Genomic DNA, 22382 nt, shown 5'->3' on the forward strand with positions numbered 1-22382 from the left:
AGGCCCTGTTGTCAGGTAATTTCGCGAGCCTCGGGGAGGCTGTCACCGACTGGGGACAGATGCTCACCAAGCTCACCGACCTGGCCGACGACGCGGACACCCAGCTCAGCAAGCGGGCGGAGAAGGCCGACTGGGCCGGTGAGAACGCCGCGGTCTCCCGGGTTTTCGTGGCGAAGACCGCGAAGGAGTTCCAGGACGCGGTCAAGGAAGCCACCAGCATCCACAGCATCCTCCGGGACGCCCGCGACGATCTCATCAAGTACCGGGAAGAGCTCAAGACGCGGATCGACACCGCTCAGCGCGAGCGCAACCTCACCGTGAAGCCCTCCGGTGACGGTTGGATCGTCAGCATGAACATCCACCCCGACCGGGCCGCAAAGGGCGCTCAGCTGCCGGAACACGCTCAGGGCGACGTCGATGCCCTGAGCGCGGACATCAAGCGGATCCTCAAGAATGCCACCGAGGTGGACAACGCCGCCGCCACAGCGCTCCGCACGCTGGTGGACAGCACCCCGTACGGCTTCGCCGACGCGAAGTACACGTCGCTGGACCAGGCCGAAAACGCGCTCAAGAAGGCCGACGCGGCCCTCAAGCTGGCAGAAAAAGGGGACAAGCTCTCCAACAAGGAGCTGGCGAACCTCAACAAGCTGTTTCGCAACAACGGTGACGACCCGCTGTTCGCGGAGCGCTTCGCGACCAAGCTCGGCCCCAAGGGCACGTTGGACTTCTACACCGACGTGGCCAATTCACAGCAGTTCAGCCGCGACCCCAGGGACCGGGGCGGGCTGCCCAAGGACCTCAAGGAGCGCATGAAGCTCCTCGGCGGGCTCGAGGACAGCCTGGGCATCACCCTCGCCACGGCGACCCGGTCGGGAAGCCCCGCGATGGAGAAGTGGGAGGACGGCATCATCGCGGCCGGCGGGAAGACCGTGGGCCACACCGGTCAGGGCGTCTACGGCTTCCAGGCCATGAGCAATCTGCTGCGGCACGGCAGGTTCGAGTCGGACTTCCTGCTGCAGTACGGGAAGGAACTCACCAGTTTCGAGAAGGAGCACACGCAGGACAAGTACAGCGGCCAGCGCAATCCCCGCACACTTCGTGAAGACGTGCTCCCGTGGGAGAGGGACAGCGATCCCTTCCAGCTGCACTACGGCGCGGCGAACGACGCCGGCACGGATCCGATGACGGGCTTCATGGAAGCCCTCGGCCACAATCCCGACGCCTCCACGGAGTTCTTCAAGGACGACAGCAACTTCGACTACTTCACCGAGGACCGGAAGTGGCCCGAGGACCACGCGGATCTGGACGCCAAGAAAGTCGCCGGGTACACGGCGCTGGGACACGCACTGGAATCCGGCACGATGGGCGTGGCCTACGACGATCCCCACCCACAGCTCCACCGCGACGCGGACACGGCGGCGGTGGCGGAGAAGGTCATCGAGCTGTACGGCCGGGAGGCCGATGGCAACGACGACAAGCAGACACTGGCGGACGGCGCCCAACTCATGCACCACCAAGACGGAATCGGGAAGAGCCTCGGCCGTATCGGCGCCGCGTATATCGATGATCTCAACTGGGGACTGGACGGAAGCGATGACGATCAATCCCTGTTCGCCCAGGACGGGACGGGGCGTTCTCCTGGGGACCGCGCACACTTCAGCTGGGAAGACGCCAGTGGATTCCTGGGCACGGTCGGCCAGGATCCGGACGCCTACGCCGACATAGGTGCGGCGCAGCAGGCGTACACCACCTCGGTACTGGATGCACACCCGCCAACCCTCGAAGCCGACGGTGATATCTCTTCCGGCGACGCGGAAACAGCGATCCGAACGGGTGCGGAAGTCCAGGGAAACATCGACAAGGGGCGTGGTGACCAGATCAAGGCCGAGGGGGCGGCACGGGACGAGGCGTACAACGCCGCGGTCGACCGCCGGGTCGGGAACGAGAAGGCGGTCTACCGAGCGATCACGGGCGGCGCCCTCGGCCTGATACCCAAGCCGGACGAGGGAGTTGCCAAGCTTCTGATCCCTCTTGGTTTCACGGCTACCGAACACACCATCAACCAAAACATGCTCAACAATCTGGACGGCTACGCAAAATCCCAGCACCGCGACCTTTCCGCCGTCTACCAGGGCGACGTCAGCCGACTCTATGACATGGGGGTCGAGGCGTCTTGGAAGCCTGGGCGCAGCGTACTGGAAGAAATCAAGGCGGACGGAAATCTTTCCGGCAAGCAATACCGTGACCTGAAGAACAGTTTCACAATAGCGCAAAATACCGGCTACGGGAAGGGAATCGACAGTCAAGGGTTTGGCGGCAATCTACCGGTGACGGACTGAGACGAGTTCTCGCGATGAACAAACGCAAGATGAGGCGGAACCAACTGCTGCTGTTTCTCTTCACGGCAGGAATGTTGGTGGCCACAGTCCTCGTACAGTCAGCCAAGAACTCCCCCGATAAGGAGACGTTCCTTACGCCGGACACTGTGTGCGACAGCGCACTGAACAAGCAGGCCGCCAGGAGCTTTGGGTCCAACATATTCAAGGATTCCATCGTGGACGACTCAGCTCTCCATTCTTTTTCCAAAGTTGCCGATGCCCTCGCCAGAGACGCGGGAAAGGTCGGCAGGCGGACGGTACACCGACTGTGCGATGCGGAGTCTCCCGGAGGGAGCAACGCCCTTCTTACCATCGATTTCGCATGGGGAAAGAGTAAGTCATTGGAATCGTTCCCAACGCAGGGCGAACCGATGCAATTCAAGGAGTTCGACGCCTTGATCTTCGAGTACGATGCCAGGACTGGATTCCCATGCCCGGTCGACGGTAAAGCGTCCAGCCAGAACGACGGGGCCCTTTTGCAGGTGGTAGCGGGTGCTTTGTTTTCCAAGTCAGCTAAAGAGCACAAAGAAGCTGCTTACATCCTGCACTCCGTATCCGTAAAAATGGCCGAGGAGATGGGCTGCCTCAAGGAAAGCGGCTTGCCGAAGAAGCTCGACCACCTGACCCTCGTCCCCACCAAGGCCACGAAGAAGTGACCTGTCCCCGGCGCCCGCGCCGGCGCCGTCCCCGCCCCGGGGCCCCTGACAGCGCCCCGCGCGGGGCGCTGTCGGCCGGGCGCCGCCACGGGCCCGGCCGACTGATCGTCCCGCTGCCGATCATGCGCCGACGTAGGCCGCCAGGTGCTCGCCGGTGAGGGTGGAGCGGGCGGCGACGAGGTCGGCGGGTGTGCCCTCGAACACGATCTGGCCGCCGTCGTGGCCGGCGCCGGGGCCGAGGTCGATGATCCAGTCGGCGTGCGCCATGACCGCTTGGTGGTGCTCGACGACGATGACCGACTTGCCGGAGTCGACGAGCCGGTCGAGCAGGCCGAGCAGGTGCTCGACATCGGCGAGGTGGAGGCCGGCGGTCGGCTCGTCGAGGACGTAGACACCGCCCTTCTCGCCCATGTGGGTGGCCAGCTTGAGCCGCTGCCGCTCGCCGCCGGAGAGCGTGGTGAGCGGCTGGCCGATGGTGAGGTAGCCGAGCCCGACGTCGGCGAGCCGCTCAAGGACACGGTGCGCGGCCGGAGTGCGCGCCTCGCCCGCGCCGAAGAACTCCTCGGCCTCGGTCACCGACATCGCGAGCACCTCGCTGATGTCGCGGCCGCCGAGGTGGTACTCCAGCACCGAGGCATCGAACCGCTTACCCTCGCAGTCCTCGCAGGTGGTGGCGGTGCCCGCCATCATCGCCAGGTCCGTGTAGACGACGCCGACGCCGCCGCAGGTGGGGCAGGCGCCCTCGGAGTTGGCACTGAACAGAGCCGGCTTCACGCCGTTGGCCGTCGCGAAGGCCTTGCGGATCGGGTCGAGCAGTCCGGTGTACGTCGCCGGGTTGCTCCGTCTGGAGCCGCGGATCGCGCCCTGGTCGATCGACACCACGCCTTCGTCGGTGGCCCCCGGCTGCTGGCACAGCGACCCGTGCACGAGGGAGCTCTTGCCGGAGCCCGCCACTCCGGTGACCACGCAGAGCACCCCGAGCGGGATGTCGACGTCGACGCCCCGCAGGTTGTGTGTCCGCGCGCCGCGGATCGGAAGCGTGCCGGTGGGCTTGCGCACCGTCTCCTTGAGCGAGGCCCGGTCGTCGAAGTGGCGGCCGGTGATGGTGCCACCGGCCCGCAGCCCCTCGACGGTGCCCTCGAAGCAGACGGTGCCGCCCGCCGTTCCGGCGCCGGGGCCGAGGTCGACGATGTGGTCGGCGATCGCGATCACCTCCGGCTTGTGCTCCACGACGAGCACCGTGTTGCCCTTGTTCCGCAGCCGCAGCAGCAGGCCGTTCATCCGCTGGATGTCATGGGGGTGCAGACCCGTGGTGGGCTCGTCGAAGACGTAGGTGACGTCGGTGAGCGAGGAGCCGAGGTGGCGGATCATCTTGGTGCGCTGTGCCTCACCGCCCGAGAGCGTGCCCGCGGGCCGGTCGAGCGAGAGATAGCCGAGGCCGATCTCCACGAATGAGTCGAGGGTCTGCTGCAGCGCGGTGAGCAGCGGTGCCACTGACGGCTCCGCGATGCCGCGGACCCATGCGGCCAGGTCGCTGATCTGCATCGCGCAGGCGTCGGCGATGCTGATCTTCTTGATCTTCGACGACCGGGCACCCTCGCTGAGCCGGGTGCCGTCGCACTCGGGGCAGGTGGTGAAGGTGACCGCCCGTTCCACGAACTCCCGGATGTGCGGCTGCATCCCCTCCTTGTCCTTGGAGAGCATGGACTTCTGGATCCGCGGGATCAGCCCCTCGTAGGTCATGTTGATGCCCGCGATCTTCATCCTGGTCGGCTCGCGGTGAAGGAAGTCGTGCAGTTCCTTCTTCGTGAACCTGCGGATGGGCTTGTCCGCGTCGAAGAAGCCCGACTCGATGTAGAGACGGGAGTTCCAGCCGCCCCCCTTGTAGCCGGGGACGGTGATCGCGCCTTCGGCGAGCGACTGGGAGTCGTCGTAGAGCTGGGTGAGGTCGAGATCGGTGACCGAGCCCCGGCCTTCGCAGCGTGTGCACATGCCGCCGGTACGGGTGAAGGTCGCTTTCACCGCCTTCTTGGCACCGCGCTCGACGGTGATCGCACCGCTCGCCCGGACCGAGGGGACGTTGAAGGCGTACGCGCTGGGCGGGCCGATGTGCGGTTTCCCGAGCCGGCTGAAGAGGATGCGCAGCATCGCGTTGGCGTCGGTGGCGGTGCCGACCGTGGAGCGGGGGTCGGCGCCCATCCGCTGCTGATCGACGGTGATCACCGTGGTCAGCCCGTCGAGGACGTCGACCTCGGGCCGTGCCAGCGTCGGCATGAAGCCCTGGACGAAGGCGCTGTAGGTCTCGTTGATCAACCGCTGCGACTCCGCGGCGATCGTGTTGAACACCAGCGAGCTCTTGCCCGAGCCGGAGACGCCGGTGAACACCGTCAGCCGGCGCTTCGGGATCTCGATGCTGACGTCCTTGAGGTTGTTCTCGCGCGCGCCGTGCACGCGGATCAGGTCGTGGCTGTCGGCATCGTGCGGCGCGGGCGACTGCGGGTCCGGCTTCTTGGCCATGCTCATCGTGTCTCCGTCTGTGTGTTGCGCGGGGGCGCCTTCGCGGTCGACGCGACCCCGTCCCATTGACGCCGGACGGGGTCGTGCTCGGCAAGGAGCGGGGTCAGCGCAGTTCGTTGATGCGGATCAGGTTGCCCGCGGGGTCGCGGAAGGCGCAGTCACGAACACCGTACGGCTGCTCGATCGGCTCCTGGACGACCTCGGCATCGCTTGCCTGCAGCCGTGTGAAGACGTCGTCGAGGTCGGGGGTGGCCAGGGTGAGGCGGGCGTAGGTGCCCTTGGCCATCATCCCGGCGATGGTGCCGCGCTCCTCGTCGGTGGTGCTGGGGTCCATGGCCGGGGGCTCCAGCACGATGGACGTGCCGGGCCGGCCGGCGGGGCCGACCGTGATCCAGCGCATCTTGCCCTGTCCGACGTCGTTGCGGACCTCGAAGCCGAGGGTGTCGCGGTAGAAGGCCAGGGAGGCGTCGGGGTCGTCATGCGGGAGGAAGGTCCAGTGAATGGTGATGTCCATGGCGTTGTTCGTGGCGTTGTTCATGGCATTCACGCTAGCCACGCCTCCGTGACCCGGGCTTCTCCATTCCTGATCGGTTCCTGAGCGGTCTTCCTGAGCGGTCTTCCTGAGCGGTCTTGCTGAGCGGTCTTGCTGTGCGAAACTCCTCGAATGAAACGGCAGGACCTCGACGACCTCGTACGGCTGCGGCAGGCCCGCGACCGGATGGACCGTGACTACGCCGAGCCGCTCGACGTCCCGGCGCTGGCGCAGGGCGCCCTGATGTCGCCGGGCCATTTCTCCCGCAGCTTCCGCGCCGCCTTCGGCGAGACGCCCTACAGCTACCTGATGACCCGCCGCATCGAGCGGGCCAAGGCGCTGCTGCGGCGCGGCGACCTGACGGTGACCGAGGTCTGCTTCGCGGTCGGCTGTACGTCGCTGGGGTCGTTCAGCTCGCGCTTCACCGAGCTGGTCGGCGAGAGCCCGAGCGCCTACCGGGCCCGGAGCCATGACCACGGCGCCGCCATCCCGGCGTGCATCGCCAAGATCCACACGCGGCCGGTGAGAAACGGAGAGGCGAGGCCCGCCCCTCGGCCGTAGCGTGAACAGCATGGACATCAGGCTTTCCACATGCTTCATCGCCGTCGACGACCCCGACAAGGCGATCGCCTTCTACCGCGATGTGCTCGGTCTCGAGGTACGCAACGACGTCGAGTTCGAGCGGATGCGCTGGGTGACCGTCGGGGCTCCCTCGCAGCCGGACGTGAGCATCGTCCTGGAGCCGCCCCTGGCCGACCCGAACGCCTCGCCGGCCGACAGACAGACCATGGCCGAGCTGATGGCCAAGGGCCTGCTGCGCGGTGTCATCTTCTCGACGGACGACTGCGACGCCACCTTCGAGCGCGTCAGCGCCGCGGGGGCCGAGGTGCTGCAGGAGCCCATGGACCAGTTCTACGGCCTCCGCGACTGCGCGTTCCGCGACCCGTCCGGCAACCTGCTGCGCTTCACCCAGCCGCTCAAGAAGTAAGCCCTGGGGCGGGCCCCGCTCAGGGGCCCGGCGTTCCGGGTCGCAGCGCCCGCGCCAGCGCCGTCCCCGCCGCCGCGCGCGGGGCGCTGTCGGCCGGGCGGCGGCGCGGGTGCACGGTGTTGGCCAGCAGCACCAGAAACGAGGACGTGGCCCGGTCGAGCACCAGGCTGGTGCCCGTGAAGCCGGTGTGGCCCGCCGCGCCCCGGCCCGCCAGCTCGCCCATGAACCAGGGCTGATCGACCTCGAACCCCAGCCCGGGCGCGGCCAGCAGCAGCTCTACGGACTCCGGGCGCAGCACGGGCGGGCCCTGGCCCAGCAGGGCGCGGCACAGCAGGGTCAGGTCCGCGGCGGTGGAGAAGAGCCCGGCGTGGCCCGCGACGCCGCCCAGCGCGTAGGCGTTCTCGTCGTGGACGACGCCGCGCAGCATGCCGCGGTCGAGCTTCGCCCAGGGGCGCCGCTGGTCCTCGGTGGCGGCGATGCGGGGCAGCCAGGCGCGGGGCGGGCAGTAGCGGGTGGCGGTCATGCCGAGGGGGCGGGTGATGCCGTCGCGTACGAGATGAGCCAGGGAGCGGCCGGTCACCCGCTCGACGACTCGCTGCAGCAGCAGGAAGTTGAGGTCGGAGTAGCGGCGGGTGGTGCCGGGGGCGGTGGTCGGCGGTTCGGCGTGCAGCCTCGCCAGCCGCTGTTCGTACGCGTCGTAGTCGTACAGCGGGAGTTCGGGCAGCAGCCCGGAGGTGTGGGTGAGCAGCTGCCGCACGGTGATCCCGTGTTCGGCGGCGGCCGTGAACTCGGGGGCGTACGCGGCGACCCGGCCGTCCAGGTCGATCTCGCCGCGCTCGACGCACCGCACCGCGATGATCGCCGTGAACAGCTTGGTCAGCGAGGCGAGGTCGAAGACGGTGTCCTGCCCCCGGTCCCGGCCCGGCCCCGCGCCCCGCCCGGCGCGCATCGGCACCCACCGCTCACGCGGCAGCTCCACGCCGCGGTCCGTGGCCTCGTCGTACGCCGCGTACCGCACCGCCCAGCCGAAGGCCTGCTCGACGAGGACGTCCTGCCCCCGCCCGGCGGCCACGACCACCCCGGCGCACCAGGGGCGCTCCCCCTCGGGGAGCGCCCCTACCTCTCGTATCAGCTGGTTCAGACCGTCTTGCGCTGCTGCCACGGACGGCAGAGTCCCACGAAGGCGGCCATGGCCGCGAGCGCACACACCAGCTGGACCACGGTCATCGGCACGGCCGTGTGCTCTCCCGCGATGCCCACCAGCGGCGAGGCGATCGCGCCGACGAGGAAGGAGGAGGTGCCCAGCAGCGCGGACGCGGAGCCCGCGGCGCGCTTGGTGCGCATCAGCGCCTGGGTGTTGGTGTTGGGCATGGCCAGGCCCATCGCGGACATCAGCACGAACAGCCCGGCGGCCATCGGTACGAGGCCGACGTCGCCGAAGACCCCGGTGGCCATCAGGCACAGCGCGGTGGCCGACAGGGTGATCGCGGCGAGGCCGACGAACAGGGCCGCGTCCAGGTTGACGCGCCCGGCCAGCACCTTTCCGTTGAGCTGTCCGACGGCGACCAGGCCGATCGAGTTGATCCCGAAGAGCAGGCTGAAGGTCTGCGGGGAGGCGCCGTAGATCTCCTGGATGACGAAGGAGGACCCGGAGACATAGGCGAAGAGCGCGGCGAAGGCGAAGCTGCCCGCGAGCATATAGCCGGTGAAGACGCGGTCGGCGAGCAGGCCGCGCATGGTGTGCAGCGCCTGGCCGAGGCCGCCGCCATGGCGCCGCTCGGGCGGCAGCGTCTCGTGCAGCCAGCGCCAGACGACGAGGGTGAGCAGCACGCCGACGACGGCCAGCACGACGAAGACGCCGCGCCAGTCGGTGAGGCGGAGGATCTGACCACCGATGAGGGGCGCGGCGATGGGCGCGACGCCGGAGATCAGCATGAGGGTGGAGAAGAAGCGGGCCATCTCGGCGCCGTCGTACAGGTCGCGGACGACGGCACGGGAGATCACGATGCCCGCGGCCCCGGCCAGCCCCTGCAGCAGCCGGAAGGCGATCAGCAGCTCGACGGTGGGCGCGACGGCACAGATGGCGGTGGCGACGATGTAGACCACCATGCCGATGAGCAGGGGACGGCGGCGTCCCCACTTGTCGCTCATGGGACCCACGACCAACTGGCCGAGCGCCATGCCCGCCAGGCAGGCGGTGAGGGTGAGCTGGACGGTGGCGGCGGGGCTGTGCAGCGCGCCGGTGACCTCGGGCAGGGCCGGGAGGTACATGTCCATGGACAGCGCCGGGAGGGCGTTGAGCCCGCCGAGGACGAGGGTGACCAGCAGGCCGGCGCGGCGGGCGCGGTGCTGCGGCGCGGGGATCGGGGAGGTGGCGGAGGGAGCGGAGGGGGCGGACTCGGGTAGGGATATGGGTCTGTGGTCGGGCGCGGTCGGATGGCCGGACGGCGGCATTCAGCTCTCCGTGAGTCGTTGAGTCTTCTCTATGCTCTCAGCAATTCGTTGTGGTCATGACCGGTGTGTCCGGTGGGAGAGCGGAGTGAGTGTGGAGATGGGCGAGACCGTGCGGTGGGGGATCCTGGCGACGGGCGGGATCGCCGCGTCCTTCACGGCGGATCTGCTGGAGATGGCGGACGCGCGGGTGGTGGCGGTCGGCTCCCGCAGCCCGGAGTCCGCGAAGCGCTTCGCCGAGCGGTTCGGGATACCGCGCGCTCACGGCAGTTGGGCCGAGCTCGCCGCCGACGAGGAGGTGGACGTGGTGTACGTCGCCACCCCGCACTCGTCGCACCGCGAGGCGGCCGGGCTGTGCCTGGAGGCGGGGCGGGCGGTGCTGTGCGAGAAGGCGTTCACGCTCAATGCGCGGGAGGCGGTCGAGCTGGTCGGGCTCGCCCGGGCCCGTGGCCGCTTCCTGATGGAGGCGATGTGGACGTACTGCAACCCCGTCGTCCGGCGGATGGTCGAGCTGGTCCGCGACGGCGCGATCGGCGGGGTGCGGGTGGTGCACGCGGACTTCGGCCTGGCCGGGCCGTTCGACGCCGGGCACCGGCTGCGCGACCCGGCCCAGGGCGGCGGCGCGCTGCTCGACCTCGGGGTGTATCCCGTGTCCTTCGCGCAGCTGCTGCTGGGCGAGCCCGATGACATCCAGGCCACGGCGCGGCTGACGCCGGAGGGCGTGGACGAGACCACCGGGGTCCTGCTGGGCTGGGACAGCGGCGCGGTGGCGCTGCTGAGCTGCTCGCTCAACGCGGATACGCCGCAGACCGCGTCGGTGACCGGGTCGGCGGGCCGGATCGAGTTCCCGCGCGGCTTCTTCCACCCGGAGCAGTTCGTCCTGCACCGGCCGGGGCGGGACCCGGAGGTGTTCACGGCCGAGGGCCCGGCGGCCGGTCTGCACGGCTTGCAGCACGAGGCGGCGGAGGTGATGCGCTGCCTGAGGGCGGGCGAGACGGAGTCCCCGCTGGTGCCGCTGGACGGCAGCCTCGCGGTGATGCGCACGCTGGACGCGGTGCGCGAGCGGATCGGTGTGCGGTACGCCGCCGACGAGGGATGAGGCCCGCGGGTGAGGACCACGGCGGTGGACACCGCCGCGGTCCTCAACGCCTGTGCCGGCCGGTCTCAGCCCAGGACGAGGCCGAGGCGCAGCCCATCGTGATTTCGTAAGGTGGGCAGGATGGCACCCGTGGAGGCTGAAGTGCCGCTACCCGGCGGTCGAATCACCCAGGGCGTTGTCCGGATCGGCGGCACCGTCCGGCGCCCCGCCAGCGCCGCGTCGTCGTATGTGGCCGATCTGCTGCGACACCTGACGACACAGGGCTTCACCGGCTCACCGCGCTATCTCGGCCGTGACCCTGCGGGACGCGACACTTTCACCTACCTTCCCGGCTGGGTTCCGCCCAGATTCCAGTGTTGGACCGACTCACAAGTCGCCGCAGCCGGCGCTCTGCTACGGGCGCTGCATGACGCCACCCGCGGCAGCGCACTCGCCGGGCCGCACCCGGTCGTCTGTCACCACGACCCCGGGCCCAACAACACCGTCTTCCGTGACGGCCGCCCGGTCGCCCTCATCGACTTTGACACCGCCGCCCCGGGAGACCCGCTCGAAGACCTCGGATACATGGCCTGGACCTGGTGCATCGCTTCCAAGGCCGAGGCGCCACCCGTTGACGCGCAGGCTGCCCGGGTGCGGGTCCTGGCCGACGCCTACGGACTCTCCGATCACGGCCGCGCCCGCCTCCTCGACGCGATCCTCGACCGCCAGGCCCGGAATGCCGACTGGTGGCACGCGCACCTCCTCGCCCCGGCACCCCGGATCGCCACCGAGGATCAGATCGCTGAGCGAATCGCCTGGTCCCGCCGCGAGCACGCCTTCACAACCACCCACCGCAGGGTGTTCAGCACAGCGTTGCGCTGACACCGCGACGGATCAGACTCTGGGCACCAGCCCGCCGCCGGGGTCGCCGCTGGAGGGCTCTGGACCGCGCATGGTGCTCGCCCGGCCCTGAGTGCGTACCGGCCCCTCAATCTCCCGGCCGGAGCCTTGGACGGCGCGCTGGCCTGCGGTGAGGGACCTGCCCCGGTGTTCACGGGGTCAGCCGAGGTACGGTCGGTCGTGGTGCTCCAGGAAGTGGCGGAGTCGGAGCCGCTGTGTGTGGTGCATGGGCAGCTCCGCAAGTTCCTCTGGTGGGACGAAGCGTAGTTCTGTGGACTCGTCGGAGATCGCGAGTCGGCCGCCGACGATGCGGGCGGTGAAGCAGACGTTGAACTGTCGGCGGACCTCGCCGTCCGTGTAGGCGATGACGTGACGCGGGTCGGTGTACGTGCCGACGAGTCCGGTGATCTCCACGTCAAGTCCGGTCTCCTCCTTGACCTCGCGGACCGCCGTTCCCGGGAGGGAGTCCGTCATCTCCATGCCGCCGCCGGGGAGCGCCCAAAGATCGTTGTCCCGGCGGCGCTGGAGCAGGATGCGACCGGTCTCGTCGGTGATGACAGCGGAGGCGGCGACGACCAAGCTGTTCGGCTCGGGCGCGTTCGGATCGTCGTAGTACTCGGTCCGCGTCATCGTCACCTTTCTTGTACCGGCGTCGTTGTCACCCATACGACGTCGAAGCTTCGGGCGTAGGTGTCGAACATGCCGCCTTCGGCGTGTCGGCGGAGGTGCCAGACGGGTGCGCCGTACGCGTTCACGCCCCAGACATGGGCGTTCACCATGACTTGATCGTCCGCGCGGTAGAGCGAGTTGTAGAGAGTGGTGCCGTGGGTCCGGACCTCGCTGTCTGCGTCGCCGACCGCGATACGCACGGCGCAGCCTTCGGCCGCTCGCTCCCGTGGGGTGGTCCGGCTTCGCCGCCCGGGTCAGGCGGCCGTCAGACGTCCTGGAGGCCGGGGTTGCCGGCCTCGCTGATGAACGACGCCGCCGTGGTGAGCGGTGCGCCCGGCGTGGTGACCGCGGGGACCGTCTTGTAGTCGGCCCGGGCCGCTTCGCCGTCCAGGGTGAACGTCACATAGCCGCGGCGGCCGTCGTAGAACTTCATGTGCGGGTTGGCCGCCATGTACGTGGCCCAGTTGGCGGGCTTTTCGGCGCCGTCCTTGCCGCTGGTGATGGAGGTGCCGACGAACTCCACGCCCAGGGTGCGGGACGTGGGGTCGTCGAAGTCCTTCTTGATGTCGAAGGCGTAGTGGACGTGGACGTCGCCGGTGAGGACGACGAAGTTCTCGAGCCCGGCCGCTTCGACGCCCGCGAGGATGCGCGCGCGGGAGGCGGGGTAGCCGTCCCAGGAGTCCATGCTGAGCTTGGAGCGGGCGGCGGTGGTGTTCTTCCGCTGCGAGAAGGTGACCTGCTGCGGGAGGACGTTCCAGGTGGCCCTGGAGCGCTGGAAGCCGTCGAGCAGCCAGCGTTCCTGGGCGGTGCCGGTGAGGGTGCGCGAGGGGTCCTCGGACTCGGGCCCCGGGTACTGCCAGCCGTCCCCGTACGCCTGGTTGGAGCGGTACTGGCGGGTGTCGAGGATGTCGAACTGGGCGAGCCTGCCGTAGTGGAAGCGGCGGTAGAGCCGCATGTCGGGGCCGGCGGGCCGCTGGGGCATGCGGAGCGGCATGTTCTCCCAGTACGCGCGGTAGGCGGCGGCCCGGCGGATCAGGAACTCCTCCGGCGGGTTCCCGTTCTCGTCGACGTCGCCCGCGTAGTTGTTCTCGGTCTCGTGGTCGTCCCAGGTGACGTACCAGGGGAAGGCGGCGTGTGCGGCCTGCAGGTCCTCGTCGGTCTTGTAGAGGGCGTAGCGCAGCCGGTACTCGTCGAGGGTGAGGGTCTCGGTGTTGAAGAGGGAGGGCAGGGTGCGGTCGGTGTAGTTGCGCGCGCCGCCGACCGGGCTCACGGCGTACTCGTACTGGTAGTCGCCGACGTGGAAGACGGCGTCCAGGTCCTCGTTGGCGAGGTGGCCGTAGGCGGTGAAGTAGCCGTCGTGGTACGCCTGGCAGGAGACCAGGCCGAAGCGGCCTTCGCGGACGTGGGCGCCGGTGGCGGGGGCGGTGCGGGTGCGGCCGGTGGGGCTGGTGAAGCGGCCGGCGCGGAAGCGGTACCAGTAGCCGCGGTCAGCGTCGAGGCCCTTGGCGTCGATGTGCACGGTGTAGTTGAACTCGGCGTGTGCGGTGGCCGTGCCCTTGCGGACCACGCGTCTGAAGCGCTCGTCGTGGGCGATCTCCCAGCCGACGCGTACGAAGCCCTCGTCGGGCAGTCCGTTGCCCGGCTCGTACGGGCGCGGGGCGAGTCTGGTCCACAGCACGACGGCGTCCGGCAGCGGATCGCCGGAGGCCACGCCGAGCGTGAAGGGGTTTTCGGTGAGGGAGTGCGAGGTCAGCTCGGTGGCGTGGGCGCTGGGCAGGTTGGTGGTGAAGGCGATGGCCGCGGCGGCACCGGTGACGGTGAGGAAGCGGCGGCGGCCGAGGCGCGCTGCCGCGGCTCGGAGGGCCTGCTGATGCGGGTGGTGTGTCATGTGCTCTCCCCTGGCTCGTGACGTCAGAGGAATTGGACGGGCAGAGAGCGGCCCCGCGCTAGCCTGTACACGTCATCCAGATGTCGGACGGGTGAGTTCCACGTCGGGACAGGACGTTTGGCGCGATATGCGGTCGCGGTGCGGCCATATGACGTCGCGTACGCTGCGTCCCCATGAGCGAGAGCGGAGGCGCCGCGGGCGTGTCGGGAGTGTCGGTCGTGTCGAAGGTCGCGGTGGTGACCGGCGCGGGTTCCGGGATCGGCCGGGCGGTGGCCCTCGAGCTCGCCGACGCGGGCTGGTCGGTGGCCCTGGCCGGACGCCGCCGGGAGGCCCTCGCGGAGACGGAGCGGCTGGCGGGCCGGGACGGGGCGGTGGTCGCCGTACCCGCCGATGTGACCCGCCCCGAGCAGGTCGACGCGCTTTTCGCGGCGGTGCGGGACCGCTTCGGCCGACTGGATCTGCTGTTCAACAACGCCGGTAGCTTCGGGCCGCGGAATGTGCCGCTGGACGAGCTGAGCCACGAGGACTGGCAGGCGGTGGTCGACACCAATCTGACGGGCGCGTTCCTGTGCGCGCAGGCCGCGTTCCGCCTGATGCGCGTCCAGGACCCGCGCGGCGGCCGGATCATCAACAACGGCTCGGTCTCGGCGCACGCCCCGCGGCCGCGGAGCATCGCCTACACGGCGACCAAACACGCCCTGACCGGGCTGACCAAGTCGCTGTCGCTGGACGGGCGCCCGTACAACATCGCCTGCGGGCAGATCGACATCGGCAACGCGGCCACCGAGATGACCGAGAGGATGAGCGCCGGTGTCCCGCAGGCGAACGGGGAGACGGCGGTCGAGCCGGTGATGGACGTCGCCGACGTGGCGCGTACGGTGCGGCACATGGCGTCGCTGCCACTGGAGGCCAACGTACAGTTCGCGACCGTGATGGCGACGGCGATGCCGTTCATCGGGCGGGGCTGACGGGCGAAGGATCGTCACTACGCGTACTTAACCAGTCACTTGATCAGATAATTCGATCACGTGCTGTTTTCACCCCATAGGGCCAGCCGACCGCGGCCCACGGGCCGCCCCGGGCTGTTCGCAGACACGTTCGTATGGCATGGTCGTCCTCCTACCCGCGCCGCCTACCATGCCGCTCACGACCGAAGAGAGACCGCCATGCGTTCTCTGCCGCTCACGCTGGTCGCCCGCCTGCTGCCGGTCGCCGTACTCGCCGCCGCGGGCGTGGCCATGACGACCACCGCCGACTCAAACGCGCACCCCAAGCCCTCCGCCACCTCGCCGCACCCGTCCGCGACCGCGACCGCCCCCTCCGGTCCCACGTCCGCACCGACCTCGGACGGGCGGGGCACCGGCACCGCCGCGCCGCGCTACCCCGAGCCCCCGGCCAAGCCCTGCGACACCTTCCCGGCGAGCACCGTCAAGGACCTGGTGCCGGCCGCCGCGACGGCCGGCACCCGGCTCAAGACGAGCGACGCGACCCACCGCTCGGGCTGCTCCTGGCATGCGCTGAGCGGATTCGACTACCGCTGGCTGGATGTCACCTACGATGTGTCGGACTCCGCGGCCGCGCGCGCCCGGTCGGCGCAGGGCAGCGGCCCGAGCACCACCGTGCCCGGCATCGGTGACCAGGTGTCGGTCAGCATGAACGTCACGACCGACGACCAGCAGCGCATACGAGAGGCGGTCGTGGTCGCGCGCGAGGCCAACGCGGTGGTCACCGTGACCTACAACGGCGGCGACTTCGAGACGCACGAGGCGGCGGGCGCCGACGAGATACGCCAGGGCGCGATCACCGCCGCGAAGACGGCCCTCGCCGCACTGGACGGCTGACCCGTCCCGGAGCAGCCCATCACCTCGGTCATGGGACCGCATCGCGGCGCCATCCGCAAGCCCATGGAACAGAAGGTGGCATGAAGTTCCCATGCGCTTGAGACCGCGCCCCCCCATGCGCGACGATCGCCTACCAGTGGTAACTCCAGCACCACCGGAACCGCCCTGAACAGCGCAGAAGTGACAACTAGCCCCACCCGGGCGCCCTTAGGGGTGCCGATCTCTGCCCAGCTGGACGCCTTTGGGTGTCGTTTGGGCACCTTTCGGAGCCGGTGTGGATGAAAGGAGCTCAAAGGTGATCGTAACGGGGGAGGACGCCATGCAGATCAAGGTCCTGATCGCCGATGGACACGCCCTTGCGAGACTGGGGCTGTTAACCCTGCTGAGCTCGGTTCCCGGGCTGCGCGCCGTCGGCGAGGCCGCCGACAGCGACGGCGCCCGCGCCCAGGCCGCCGCGCACAGCCCGGACGTCATGCTCATGGACATCTCCCTGCCACATCTCGGCGGGATCACCACCACCCAGCGCATCCTGGAGGCCATGCCCGCCCGGCCGCCCCGCGTCATCATCACCGCCTCGGAGGTCAACGACGAGGAAATCCAGTCCGCACTGCGCGTGGGCGCCGCCGGGATCCTGCTCAAGGACACCTCACCGCAGAAGATGATCGCCTCCATCAGCGCGGTCGCCACCGGCGACATGGCCTTCTCGCCCAGCGTGATGGAGCGGCTGATCGACGCGTACACCTACCGCGCGACGGCCACCGAGACCGCGGGGTCCACCCTGGCCATGCTGACCATGCGGGAGACCGAGGTGCTGCGGCATGTCGCCAAGGGCCTCAGCAACTCCGCCATCGCGCGGGAGCTGAAGATCAGTGAGGCGACCGTGAAGACCCATCTGAACCGGGCGATGACCAAGCTGGGCATCACCAGCCGGGCCCAGGCCGTGGCGCTGGGCTACGAGTGCGGCCTGGTCGTTCCCTCGCAGGCCGAGCGGGTCGCCTGAGAGTTCCGCGCCCCATCCCTTCTCACTTCTCACTCCTGACGACGGGCCTGCCCCGGCGGACCGACCGGCGACCGGTGACGACGACGGCGTTTGGGGCCGCCGGGGCAGCGCGGCGCCTTCCCGCGCGGACGTAAGGCTCACTCCCGCTCCGCCACCTCCTTGATCCGGGTCAGGGTCGTACGCATCCCCTCGACCATCAGCCGCTCCCGCCGGAACCCCACGAGGCCGCTGGCGTCAAAGGCCCGGATCAGCACGTTGGGGCGCCCGAAATGCTCCCGCCACTCGGTCAGCACGACGCCGTCGCCGTCGGGCTCGATGCGGTAGCCCCAGCGCACCTTCGACTGGGCGACCTCGAACGCGAACACCTTGCCTTCCTCGCACTCGACGACCGTGCAGTCGGTGGTCCATGACATGAGCCCGTGCCTGTTGCGGCCGCGGAACCGGGCCCCGACGGCGGGCGCCGTCGCCGGGGCCACCCAGCTCCCGCCCTTGCACTCGGGGCTGAACCGGCCCATGCCGGTGACATCGGAGACCAGTCGCCACACCCGCTCGGGTGGGGCGGCGATGGAGATCGAGACCTCGTCCATTGCTCGTCCGCCTTCCGGTCAGCGGCCGTGCCAGTCCCGCATATGGGACCGGTGCACCTCGGGCACCACGGCCGGGTCGTAGAACTCATCGTAGAAGTCGACGTCCAGATGGACGGACTGAAAGCCCATCTGCGTGTGGTACGCGGGCAGATACGAGGGGAACCGGCCGGACTTCTTGTAGGTGTACTCGCAGAACGCCACCGTGGCGTCGATCGCCTTCTGACTGATCCCGCTGATCCCCGCCGCCACCTTCTCCGGCTCCCGCCAGCCGCCCCGGCCGATGCCGCCGCGGTAGATGCCGTTCTCGCCGAACTTGCGCTCGACGACGGCGTACACCGCCGCCTCCATCGACTCGAAGTACGGCGGGCAGTAGGGCTTGAGCAGCACCTCGCCGTCCCGCTCCAGGCCCAGCGGATAGGCGAAGTTCGCGTCCTGGCGGCGGAGTTTGAGGACCGCCTTGGCCAGCGTGGGCACCCGGAAGTACTGGCTGATCGGCATTTCGGCCATCCGGAAGTCCAGCGCCTCGAACCACCCGCCGTCGTGGCCGGTGTAGTGCGGGAAGCCGCCCAGCCCCAGCGCCTGGCTGACCAGGCCCAGGTTCTGCAGCATCATGCCCATCTCGATGCATGCCGTCTCCACCAGGAGCCGCTCGGCGTACTCCATCGGCATGGACTTCAGCTTCCGGGGATCGTCGTCCAGGTGGCCGCCCTTGGACTTGCCGAACTTGCCGAGGCCGGCCGGCAGGAAGAACCGCCGCTCGTCCAGGCAGAAGGCCGCCATCTCCTCGTTGAAGAACTCCAGCAGGATGTTGATGTAGAGGTAGGTCAGGTCCTCGATCGGCAGGAAGTAGGTGGACCCGGGGGTGTGCAGCGACCACTCGTTGCCGGTCAGGTTGTACGGGGACGCCACCGGCGGATGGCGGCGCTCGGTCCCGATCTTGATCCGGGTGGCCCGGTACGCCCCGACGAAGTCGTCCTTGGCGACCAGCTCCTTGACCTCGTTGAGCTCCGCCGTGGACAGATCGCCGGGCCGGCGGATCAGATAGGTGGCCTCGTCGTCCATGACCACCATCGCCCCGCTCTGGAGCGCGTCCGAACTGGAGACGGTGCGGCCGACCACGCCGGCCATCACATTTCCGCCCTTGCCCTTCTCCCAGTTCCAGTCGTTCAGCGCGGGGCCGGTGATGCCGCAGGCGGCGAAGGTGAGGATCGCCTGCTCCTCCTCCGTCAGCGGCACCGGCTCGTGCTTGCTGCGGTACTCCAGCGGCCCGCCGGGGACCGTCATCCCCATGCCGAATCTACGGGCCCGGCGGGACTTCAGGCCCTCGATCAGCGGAAAGCTCTGCCAAGTGTCGCTCGCTGTCATGCTGTTGCGTGCTCCCGTTTCTTGAGGTTCTCGAGTTATCGGCTACGGACAATGCGCCACGGTGGCCGGGAAACCACCAGTTCGCCGAGCCCATGAGCTTCATGGCGGCCGGAACGACGAACATCCGCACCAGCGTGGCGTCCACGGCGATCGCCACCGCCATGCCGAAGCCCAGCTCGCCGATGGGCTGGATCCCGGAGAGGGTGAAACCGCCGAACACCGCCACCATCAGCACCGCCGCCCCGGTGATCAGCGGGCCCGTGGCGGAGATGCCGAGCGCCACGCTCTCGGTATTGCCGTATCCCGCCTTGTAGTACTCGCGCACCCGACCCAGTACGAACACCTCGTAGTCCGTGCTCAGGCTGAACAGCAGGGCGAGCAGGAGCACCGGTACGAAGTTGGTGACCCGGCCGGACGCGTCGAAGCCGAGCGCTTCCGCCACCGGGCTGCCCTCCTTGAAGGCGAGGGCCAGCATGCCGAACGCCACGGACACCGACAGCACATTGACCGCGATGGCCTTCAGCGGCAGCAGCACCGAGCGGAACGACAGCATCAGGATGACGAAGATCGCGAGCAGCATCACCCCGACGACCGTGGGCAGTCCGTCGGCGATCACCTTGTTGGCGTCCACGCCCTCGGCGGTCTGGCCGCCGACCTCGATGCGCAAGCCCTTCCCGTCGGCCCGTGCCGCCGCCCGCCGCACGTCCACGAGCAGCCGGCGCGTCTCGGGCGAGGAGGCGTGCTCCTCGGGGATCACCTGCGCGATGAACTCGGTGCGGTCCTTGGAGACGAAGTACCCCACCGAGGCGCGGACGGGGGCCGGCAGCCGGTCGCGTACGCCGGGCTCGAGCGCGTCGAACGGGCGCCCGGGAGCCGCCTGCTCCAGGGCGTCCAGCGCGGAGTCCACCCGCCGGACGTGCTTCAGGTCCCGCAGCTCGTCCCGCAGCGCGGCGATCCGCCCGCCCGCGCCGCGCAGCGGGGTGTCGGAGCGGATCAGCACCACCATCGGGGAGGCGTCGCCCTTCCCGAACTGCTCCTCCACCCGGTCGTAGGACTGACGCACGGTCGAGGAGGTGGGGGTGATCTTGGCGTCCGGGGTGAAGGTGTCCAGGGCCAGCGCCGGGACGGCGCCCACCGCCAGCAGCGCGCTGCCGCCCAGCAGGGCGAGCACCGGCCGGCGCAGCACCGCGTGGGCGAAGCGGTACCAGCCGCGCTCGCGCGGGTCCGCGGCGGCGTTCGCCGGGCGCAGCTTGGCGAACAGGTCCCACCGCCCGATCCGGGCGCCGACCACGTACAGCAGCACCGGCAACAGCAGGACGCTGGTGAGCACCGACACCGCGACGACCAGCGCGGCGCCGAGGGCGATCGACTGGATCACCGGGAGGTCGACGAAGGCCAGTGTGGCCATGGACACGATGACGGTCACGCCCGAGGCGACCACGGTCTCCCCGGAGGTGGCCAGCGCGATCCGCAGGGCGCGCGGCACGGGCTCGCCGCCCTCCAGCTCGTCCCGGAAGCGGCGGATCATGAACATCGAGTAGTCGATACCGACGCCGAGACCCAGCATGGTGGCGGTGTTCTGGACGAACACCGACAGGTCGTAGGAGTCCGCGAGCACGGACAGGATCGCGAAGGTGACCACCGCGGCCGTGCCCGCGGTGATCATGGCGACCACCGCGGAGACCACGCTGCGGAACAGCAGCAGCAGAATCAGGGTGATCAGCGGCAGTACGATGATCTCCGCCTTGACCAGGCCCTCTTCGCTCAACACGTTGATCTCGCCGAAGAACGGGGCCGTGCCCACCATGCCGACGGTCAGGCCCCGCGCCTCGTACCGCTTGTCGAACTCCCGCTGGATGTCGGGGAGGATCCGCCGGGCGGTGCCGTCGTCCACGTCGAGGCCGAACATCTCGATCGCGGTGTGGCCGTCCCGGCCGACGAACGCGTTCTTCGGCGCGCCCTGGAAGGTGGACCACCCGTAGTGCGAGGCGGCTTTGAGCCGTTTGTCGCCCTCGATGTCGGCCATGACCTGGCGAACCCGACGCTCGAAAGCGGGCGTGCCGGTGGCGTTCCGCTGGTCGTGGACGACCAGGGTGACGCTCGTCCGGCCGCGGCCGGTGAACCCGTCCTTCTGCTGCTGCGCCACCCAGGTGGACTGCGAGCCGGGGACATACCAGCCGCCGCCGCTCAGCTTGTCCGGCAGCGACAGCGCGAGCAGCCCGCTGATCACCAGCAGCGCGCCCCACACCCCCAGCAACGGCCATCGCACCCGGCCGATGAACGCTACGAACCGCTCCGTCACGTGGCCTCTCCCCGGCTTCTCCCCATCTGCGGTCGGCGGACTGCGGTCAGTAGACCGTGGTGTCCAGGTCCTCGCCCAGGAAGTAACCGGCCAGGGCGGGCAGCGCCTTGGCCCGCGCCGGCGGGTGGAACGCCAGGGCTCGCGTGGCCTGCAGGAGATAGCCGACCTCGGTGTCGCGGATGAAGGAGATGCCGCCCGCCAGCTCGCTCGCGGCCGTGGACACCTCCATCACCGACTCCTGGACCTGGAAGCGGGCCAGCAGCGAGCGGGCCAGCTGGCCGCCCGGGTCCTCGATGGACTCGGCCATGTCCCGCGCCACGTTCTCCACGGCGCCCATGGCGCTCTCCAGCTTCACCAGCAGGGCGCCCAGTTCGGCGCGGGAGACTCGCGGGGAGGCCATCGCCTTCTCCACGAGCGTGCTCGCCACGCCCACGTACGAGGCCGCGGCCAGCAGCTCGAACCAGGTCCAGCCGCGGATCTGGAGGGTGTCCATCCGGGTGCCGGGGCGCTGGTCGGTGAAGACCATCAGCGACTCGTCCAGGACCAGGTCCTCCAGGATGACCTCGTCGCTCTCCGCGCCGGCCAGCACCTCGCTCTCCCAGAACGGGCGCCGGACCAGGCCCTCGGTGGCGGCCGGGATCAGGGCCATGGCCAGATGGCCGTCGTACTTCTCATCGCCCTCCACCAGCACGCTGGCGGTGAACCAGTCCATCGACGCCGACAGGCTGCACGGCTTCTTGCTGCCGCTGATGATGAAGTTCTTGCCGTCCCGGCGGGCGCGCATGGTCGGCTCCAGCATGCTGCCGCCGCGCTTGGCCTCGGCGGAGGCCGAGGCGACCAGCTGCTTCTCCCCCGCGATGGACTTCAGCAGGATCCACTCGAAGGCGTCGGGGGCGCAGTGCTCAGTCAGATACTCCGTGAAGGTGGCCAGCGAGAGCTGGTGCATCATCGCGGCGACCGCCAGCGAGGGCGAGCGCATGGCCAGGGCCCGCTGGACGCGGACCGCCTCCAGCGGCTCGGCGCCCAGCCCGTCGTGCTCGGCGGGCACCAGCAGCCCCGCCCCGCCGGCCTCCCGGAACGCCGGGATGGCCGGTCCGCCCCGCTTCTCCAGCTCCGCCAGCGAATGCTTCGCCAGCTTCTCGTCGAGCCCGGGGAGCAGCCGCTCCAGCACCGCGCGCTCCCGCGCCCCGAGGCGGCCCGCTGCGGACGTGTGGGTGTCGGTCATGGTGA

The 22382-nt window shown here is 69.5% G+C and carries 19 protein-coding genes and 1 pseudogene; 9 read left to right on the forward strand and 11 right to left on the reverse strand.

All coding sequences use genetic code 11. The features are described from left to right. Nucleotides 1-167: 167 nt before the first annotated feature. On the forward strand, nucleotides 168-2339 hold the full coding sequence (locus PV419_RS38180; RefSeq protein ID WP_319696896.1) for a DUF6571 family protein: 2172 nt from the start codon (nucleotides 168-170) through the stop codon (nucleotides 2337-2339). A gap of 14 nt (nucleotides 2340-2353) precedes the next feature. After that, nucleotides 2354-3034: a hypothetical protein gene (locus PV419_RS38185; protein WP_319696897.1), complete on the forward strand. Its 681-nt coding sequence runs from the start codon at nucleotides 2354-2356 to the stop codon at nucleotides 3032-3034. Between the two features lie 120 nt (nucleotides 3035-3154). Here the strand turns inward: PV419_RS38185 and PV419_RS38190 are convergent, their stop codons facing one another. Further along, nucleotides 3155-5551 carry an ATP-binding cassette domain-containing protein gene (locus tag PV419_RS38190; RefSeq protein WP_415925470.1) on the reverse strand — a complete coding sequence of 799 codons (2397 nt, stop codon included), beginning with the start codon at nucleotides 5549-5551 and terminating at the stop codon, nucleotides 3155-3157. Nucleotides 5552-5654: 103 nt separating this feature from the next. Then, on the reverse strand, nucleotides 5655-6065 hold the full coding sequence (locus PV419_RS38195; RefSeq protein ID WP_319696998.1) for a VOC family protein: 411 nt from the start codon (nucleotides 6063-6065) through the stop codon (nucleotides 5655-5657). A gap of 150 nt (nucleotides 6066-6215) precedes the next feature. Here PV419_RS38195 and PV419_RS38200 point away from each other — a divergent pair, with 150 nt between their 5' ends. After that, on the forward strand, nucleotides 6216-6644 hold the full coding sequence (locus tag PV419_RS38200) for a helix-turn-helix transcriptional regulator (RefSeq protein ID WP_319696900.1): 429 nt from the start codon (nucleotides 6216-6218) through the stop codon (nucleotides 6642-6644). A 10-nt stretch (nucleotides 6645-6654) separates the two neighbouring features. After that, a complete protein-coding gene (locus PV419_RS38205) occupies nucleotides 6655-7071 on the forward strand; it encodes a VOC family protein (protein ID WP_319696902.1) in 417 nt (138 codons plus the stop codon). Between the two features lie 19 nt (nucleotides 7072-7090). Here the strand turns inward: PV419_RS38205 and PV419_RS38210 are convergent, their stop codons facing one another. Together PV419_RS38210 and PV419_RS38215 are read right to left on the reverse strand one after the other, a co-directional pair. Beyond that, entirely contained in the window at nucleotides 7091-8242 is a 1152-nt protein-coding gene (locus PV419_RS38210) for a serine hydrolase domain-containing protein (RefSeq protein WP_415925471.1), read from the reverse strand. Further along, nucleotides 8209-9525, reverse strand: a complete 1317-nt coding sequence (locus tag PV419_RS38215; protein WP_319696906.1) for a multidrug effflux MFS transporter — start codon at nucleotides 9523-9525, stop codon at nucleotides 8209-8211. The genes PV419_RS38210 and PV419_RS38215 overlap by 34 nt, the downstream gene beginning before the upstream one ends. 97 nt (nucleotides 9526-9622) lie before the next feature. Between PV419_RS38215 and PV419_RS38220 the strand changes: the two genes are divergently transcribed. Next, nucleotides 9623-10621, forward strand: coding sequence for a Gfo/Idh/MocA family oxidoreductase (locus PV419_RS38220; RefSeq protein ID WP_319697000.1), 999 nt, complete (start codon nucleotides 9623-9625; stop codon nucleotides 10619-10621). Between the two features lie 120 nt (nucleotides 10622-10741). Then, nucleotides 10742-11482: an aminoglycoside phosphotransferase family protein gene (locus PV419_RS38225; RefSeq protein ID WP_319696907.1), complete on the forward strand. Its 741-nt coding sequence runs from the start codon at nucleotides 10742-10744 to the stop codon at nucleotides 11480-11482. Between the two features lie 177 nt (nucleotides 11483-11659). On the opposite strand, the gene PV419_RS38230 is transcribed toward PV419_RS38225, so the two are convergent. The 3 genes and pseudogenes from PV419_RS38230 to PV419_RS38240 form a co-directional block, all read right to left on the reverse strand. Next, a complete protein-coding gene (locus tag PV419_RS38230) occupies nucleotides 11660-12130 on the reverse strand; it encodes an NUDIX domain-containing protein (protein ID WP_319696908.1) in 471 nt (156 codons plus the stop codon). Between the two features lie 2 nt (nucleotides 12131-12132). Continuing rightward, nucleotides 12133-12393, reverse strand: a pseudogene (locus PV419_RS38235) (XRE family transcriptional regulator); the annotation flags it as partial. Nucleotides 12394-12434: 41 nt separating this feature from the next. Then, nucleotides 12435-14057, reverse strand: coding sequence for an alkaline phosphatase D family protein (locus PV419_RS38240; protein ID WP_319696909.1), 1623 nt, complete (start codon nucleotides 14055-14057; stop codon nucleotides 12435-12437). 173 nt (nucleotides 14058-14230) lie between these two features. Here PV419_RS38240 and PV419_RS38245 point away from each other — a divergent pair, with 173 nt between their 5' ends. From PV419_RS38245 to PV419_RS38255, 3 genes are all read left to right on the forward strand, one after another. Beyond that, a complete protein-coding gene (locus PV419_RS38245; RefSeq protein ID WP_319696911.1) occupies nucleotides 14231-15025 on the forward strand; it encodes an SDR family oxidoreductase in 795 nt (264 codons plus the stop codon). 198 nt (nucleotides 15026-15223) lie between these two features. Then, nucleotides 15224-15898 (forward strand): hypothetical protein, encoded by a 675-nt coding sequence (locus PV419_RS38250; RefSeq protein ID WP_319696913.1) that lies wholly within the window; start codon nucleotides 15224-15226, stop codon nucleotides 15896-15898. Nucleotides 15899-16193: 295 nt separating this feature from the next. Beyond that, entirely contained in the window at nucleotides 16194-16898 is a 705-nt protein-coding gene (locus PV419_RS38255) for a response regulator transcription factor (RefSeq protein WP_319696914.1), read from the forward strand. Nucleotides 16899-17035: 137 nt separating this feature from the next. Here PV419_RS38255 and PV419_RS38260 read toward each other — a convergent pair whose 3' ends face one another. Genes PV419_RS38260 through PV419_RS38275 form a run of 4 tightly spaced genes read right to left on the reverse strand, consistent with a single transcriptional unit; the run spans nucleotide 17036 to nucleotide 22377 of the window. Continuing rightward, on the reverse strand, nucleotides 17036-17485 hold the full coding sequence (locus PV419_RS38260; protein ID WP_319696916.1) for an SRPBCC family protein: 450 nt from the start codon (nucleotides 17483-17485) through the stop codon (nucleotides 17036-17038). 18 nt (nucleotides 17486-17503) lie between these two features. Then, complete coding sequence (locus PV419_RS38265; protein ID WP_319696918.1) at nucleotides 17504-18850, reverse strand: hypothetical protein; 1347 nt, start codon at nucleotides 18848-18850, stop codon at nucleotides 17504-17506. Further along, nucleotides 18783-21152: an MMPL family transporter gene (locus PV419_RS38270; protein WP_319696919.1), complete on the reverse strand. Its 2370-nt coding sequence runs from the start codon at nucleotides 21150-21152 to the stop codon at nucleotides 18783-18785. Before PV419_RS38270 ends, PV419_RS38265 begins: the two co-directional genes overlap by 68 nt. Nucleotides 21153-21198: 46 nt before the next feature. Next, nucleotides 21199-22377 (reverse strand): acyl-CoA dehydrogenase family protein, encoded by a 1179-nt coding sequence (locus PV419_RS38275; protein WP_319696921.1) that lies wholly within the window; start codon nucleotides 22375-22377, stop codon nucleotides 21199-21201. Between the last annotated feature and the right edge of the window lie 5 nt (nucleotides 22378-22382).

This window comes from Streptomyces sp. ME19-01-6 (genome assembly GCF_033793745.1).
In the GTDB taxonomy this organism is placed as follows: domain Bacteria; phylum Actinomycetota; class Actinomycetes; order Streptomycetales; family Streptomycetaceae; genus Streptomyces.

Bases quoted from the DNA above. Each gene is read 5' to 3' on its own strand.
- PV419_RS38185 (WP_319696897.1), top strand. From the start codon at position 2,354: ATGAACAAACGCAAGATGAGGCGGAACCAACTGCTGCTGTTTCTCTTC.
- PV419_RS38190 (WP_415925470.1), bottom strand. From the start codon at position 5,551: ATGGCCAAGAAGCCGGACCCGCAGTCGCCCGCGCCGCACGATGCCGAC.
- PV419_RS38195 (WP_319696998.1), bottom strand. From the start codon at position 6,065: ATGGACATCACCATTCACTGGACCTTCCTCCCGCATGACGACCCCGAC.
- PV419_RS38200 (WP_319696900.1), top strand. From the start codon at position 6,216: ATGAAACGGCAGGACCTCGACGACCTCGTACGGCTGCGGCAGGCCCGC.
- PV419_RS38205 (WP_319696902.1), top strand. From the start codon at position 6,655: ATGGACATCAGGCTTTCCACATGCTTCATCGCCGTCGACGACCCCGAC.
- PV419_RS38215 (WP_319696906.1), bottom strand. From the start codon at position 9,525: ATGCCGCCGTCCGGCCATCCGACCGCGCCCGACCACAGACCCATATCC.
- PV419_RS38220 (WP_319697000.1), top strand. From the start codon at position 9,623: ATGGGCGAGACCGTGCGGTGGGGGATCCTGGCGACGGGCGGGATCGCC.
- PV419_RS38225 (WP_319696907.1), top strand. From the start codon at position 10,742: ATGGCACCCGTGGAGGCTGAAGTGCCGCTACCCGGCGGTCGAATCACC.
- PV419_RS38230 (WP_319696908.1), bottom strand. From the start codon at position 12,130: ATGACGCGGACCGAGTACTACGACGATCCGAACGCGCCCGAGCCGAAC.
- PV419_RS38240 (WP_319696909.1), bottom strand. From the start codon at position 14,057: ATGACACACCACCCGCATCAGCAGGCCCTCCGAGCCGCGGCAGCGCGC.
- PV419_RS38245 (WP_319696911.1), top strand. From the start codon at position 14,231: ATGAGCGAGAGCGGAGGCGCCGCGGGCGTGTCGGGAGTGTCGGTCGTG.
- PV419_RS38250 (WP_319696913.1), top strand. From the start codon at position 15,224: ATGCGTTCTCTGCCGCTCACGCTGGTCGCCCGCCTGCTGCCGGTCGCC.
- PV419_RS38260 (WP_319696916.1), bottom strand. From the start codon at position 17,485: ATGGACGAGGTCTCGATCTCCATCGCCGCCCCACCCGAGCGGGTGTGG.
- PV419_RS38265 (WP_319696918.1), bottom strand. From the start codon at position 18,850: ATGACAGCGAGCGACACTTGGCAGAGCTTTCCGCTGATCGAGGGCCTG.
- PV419_RS38275 (WP_319696921.1), bottom strand. From the start codon at position 22,377: ATGACCGACACCCACACGTCCGCAGCGGGCCGCCTCGGGGCGCGGGAG.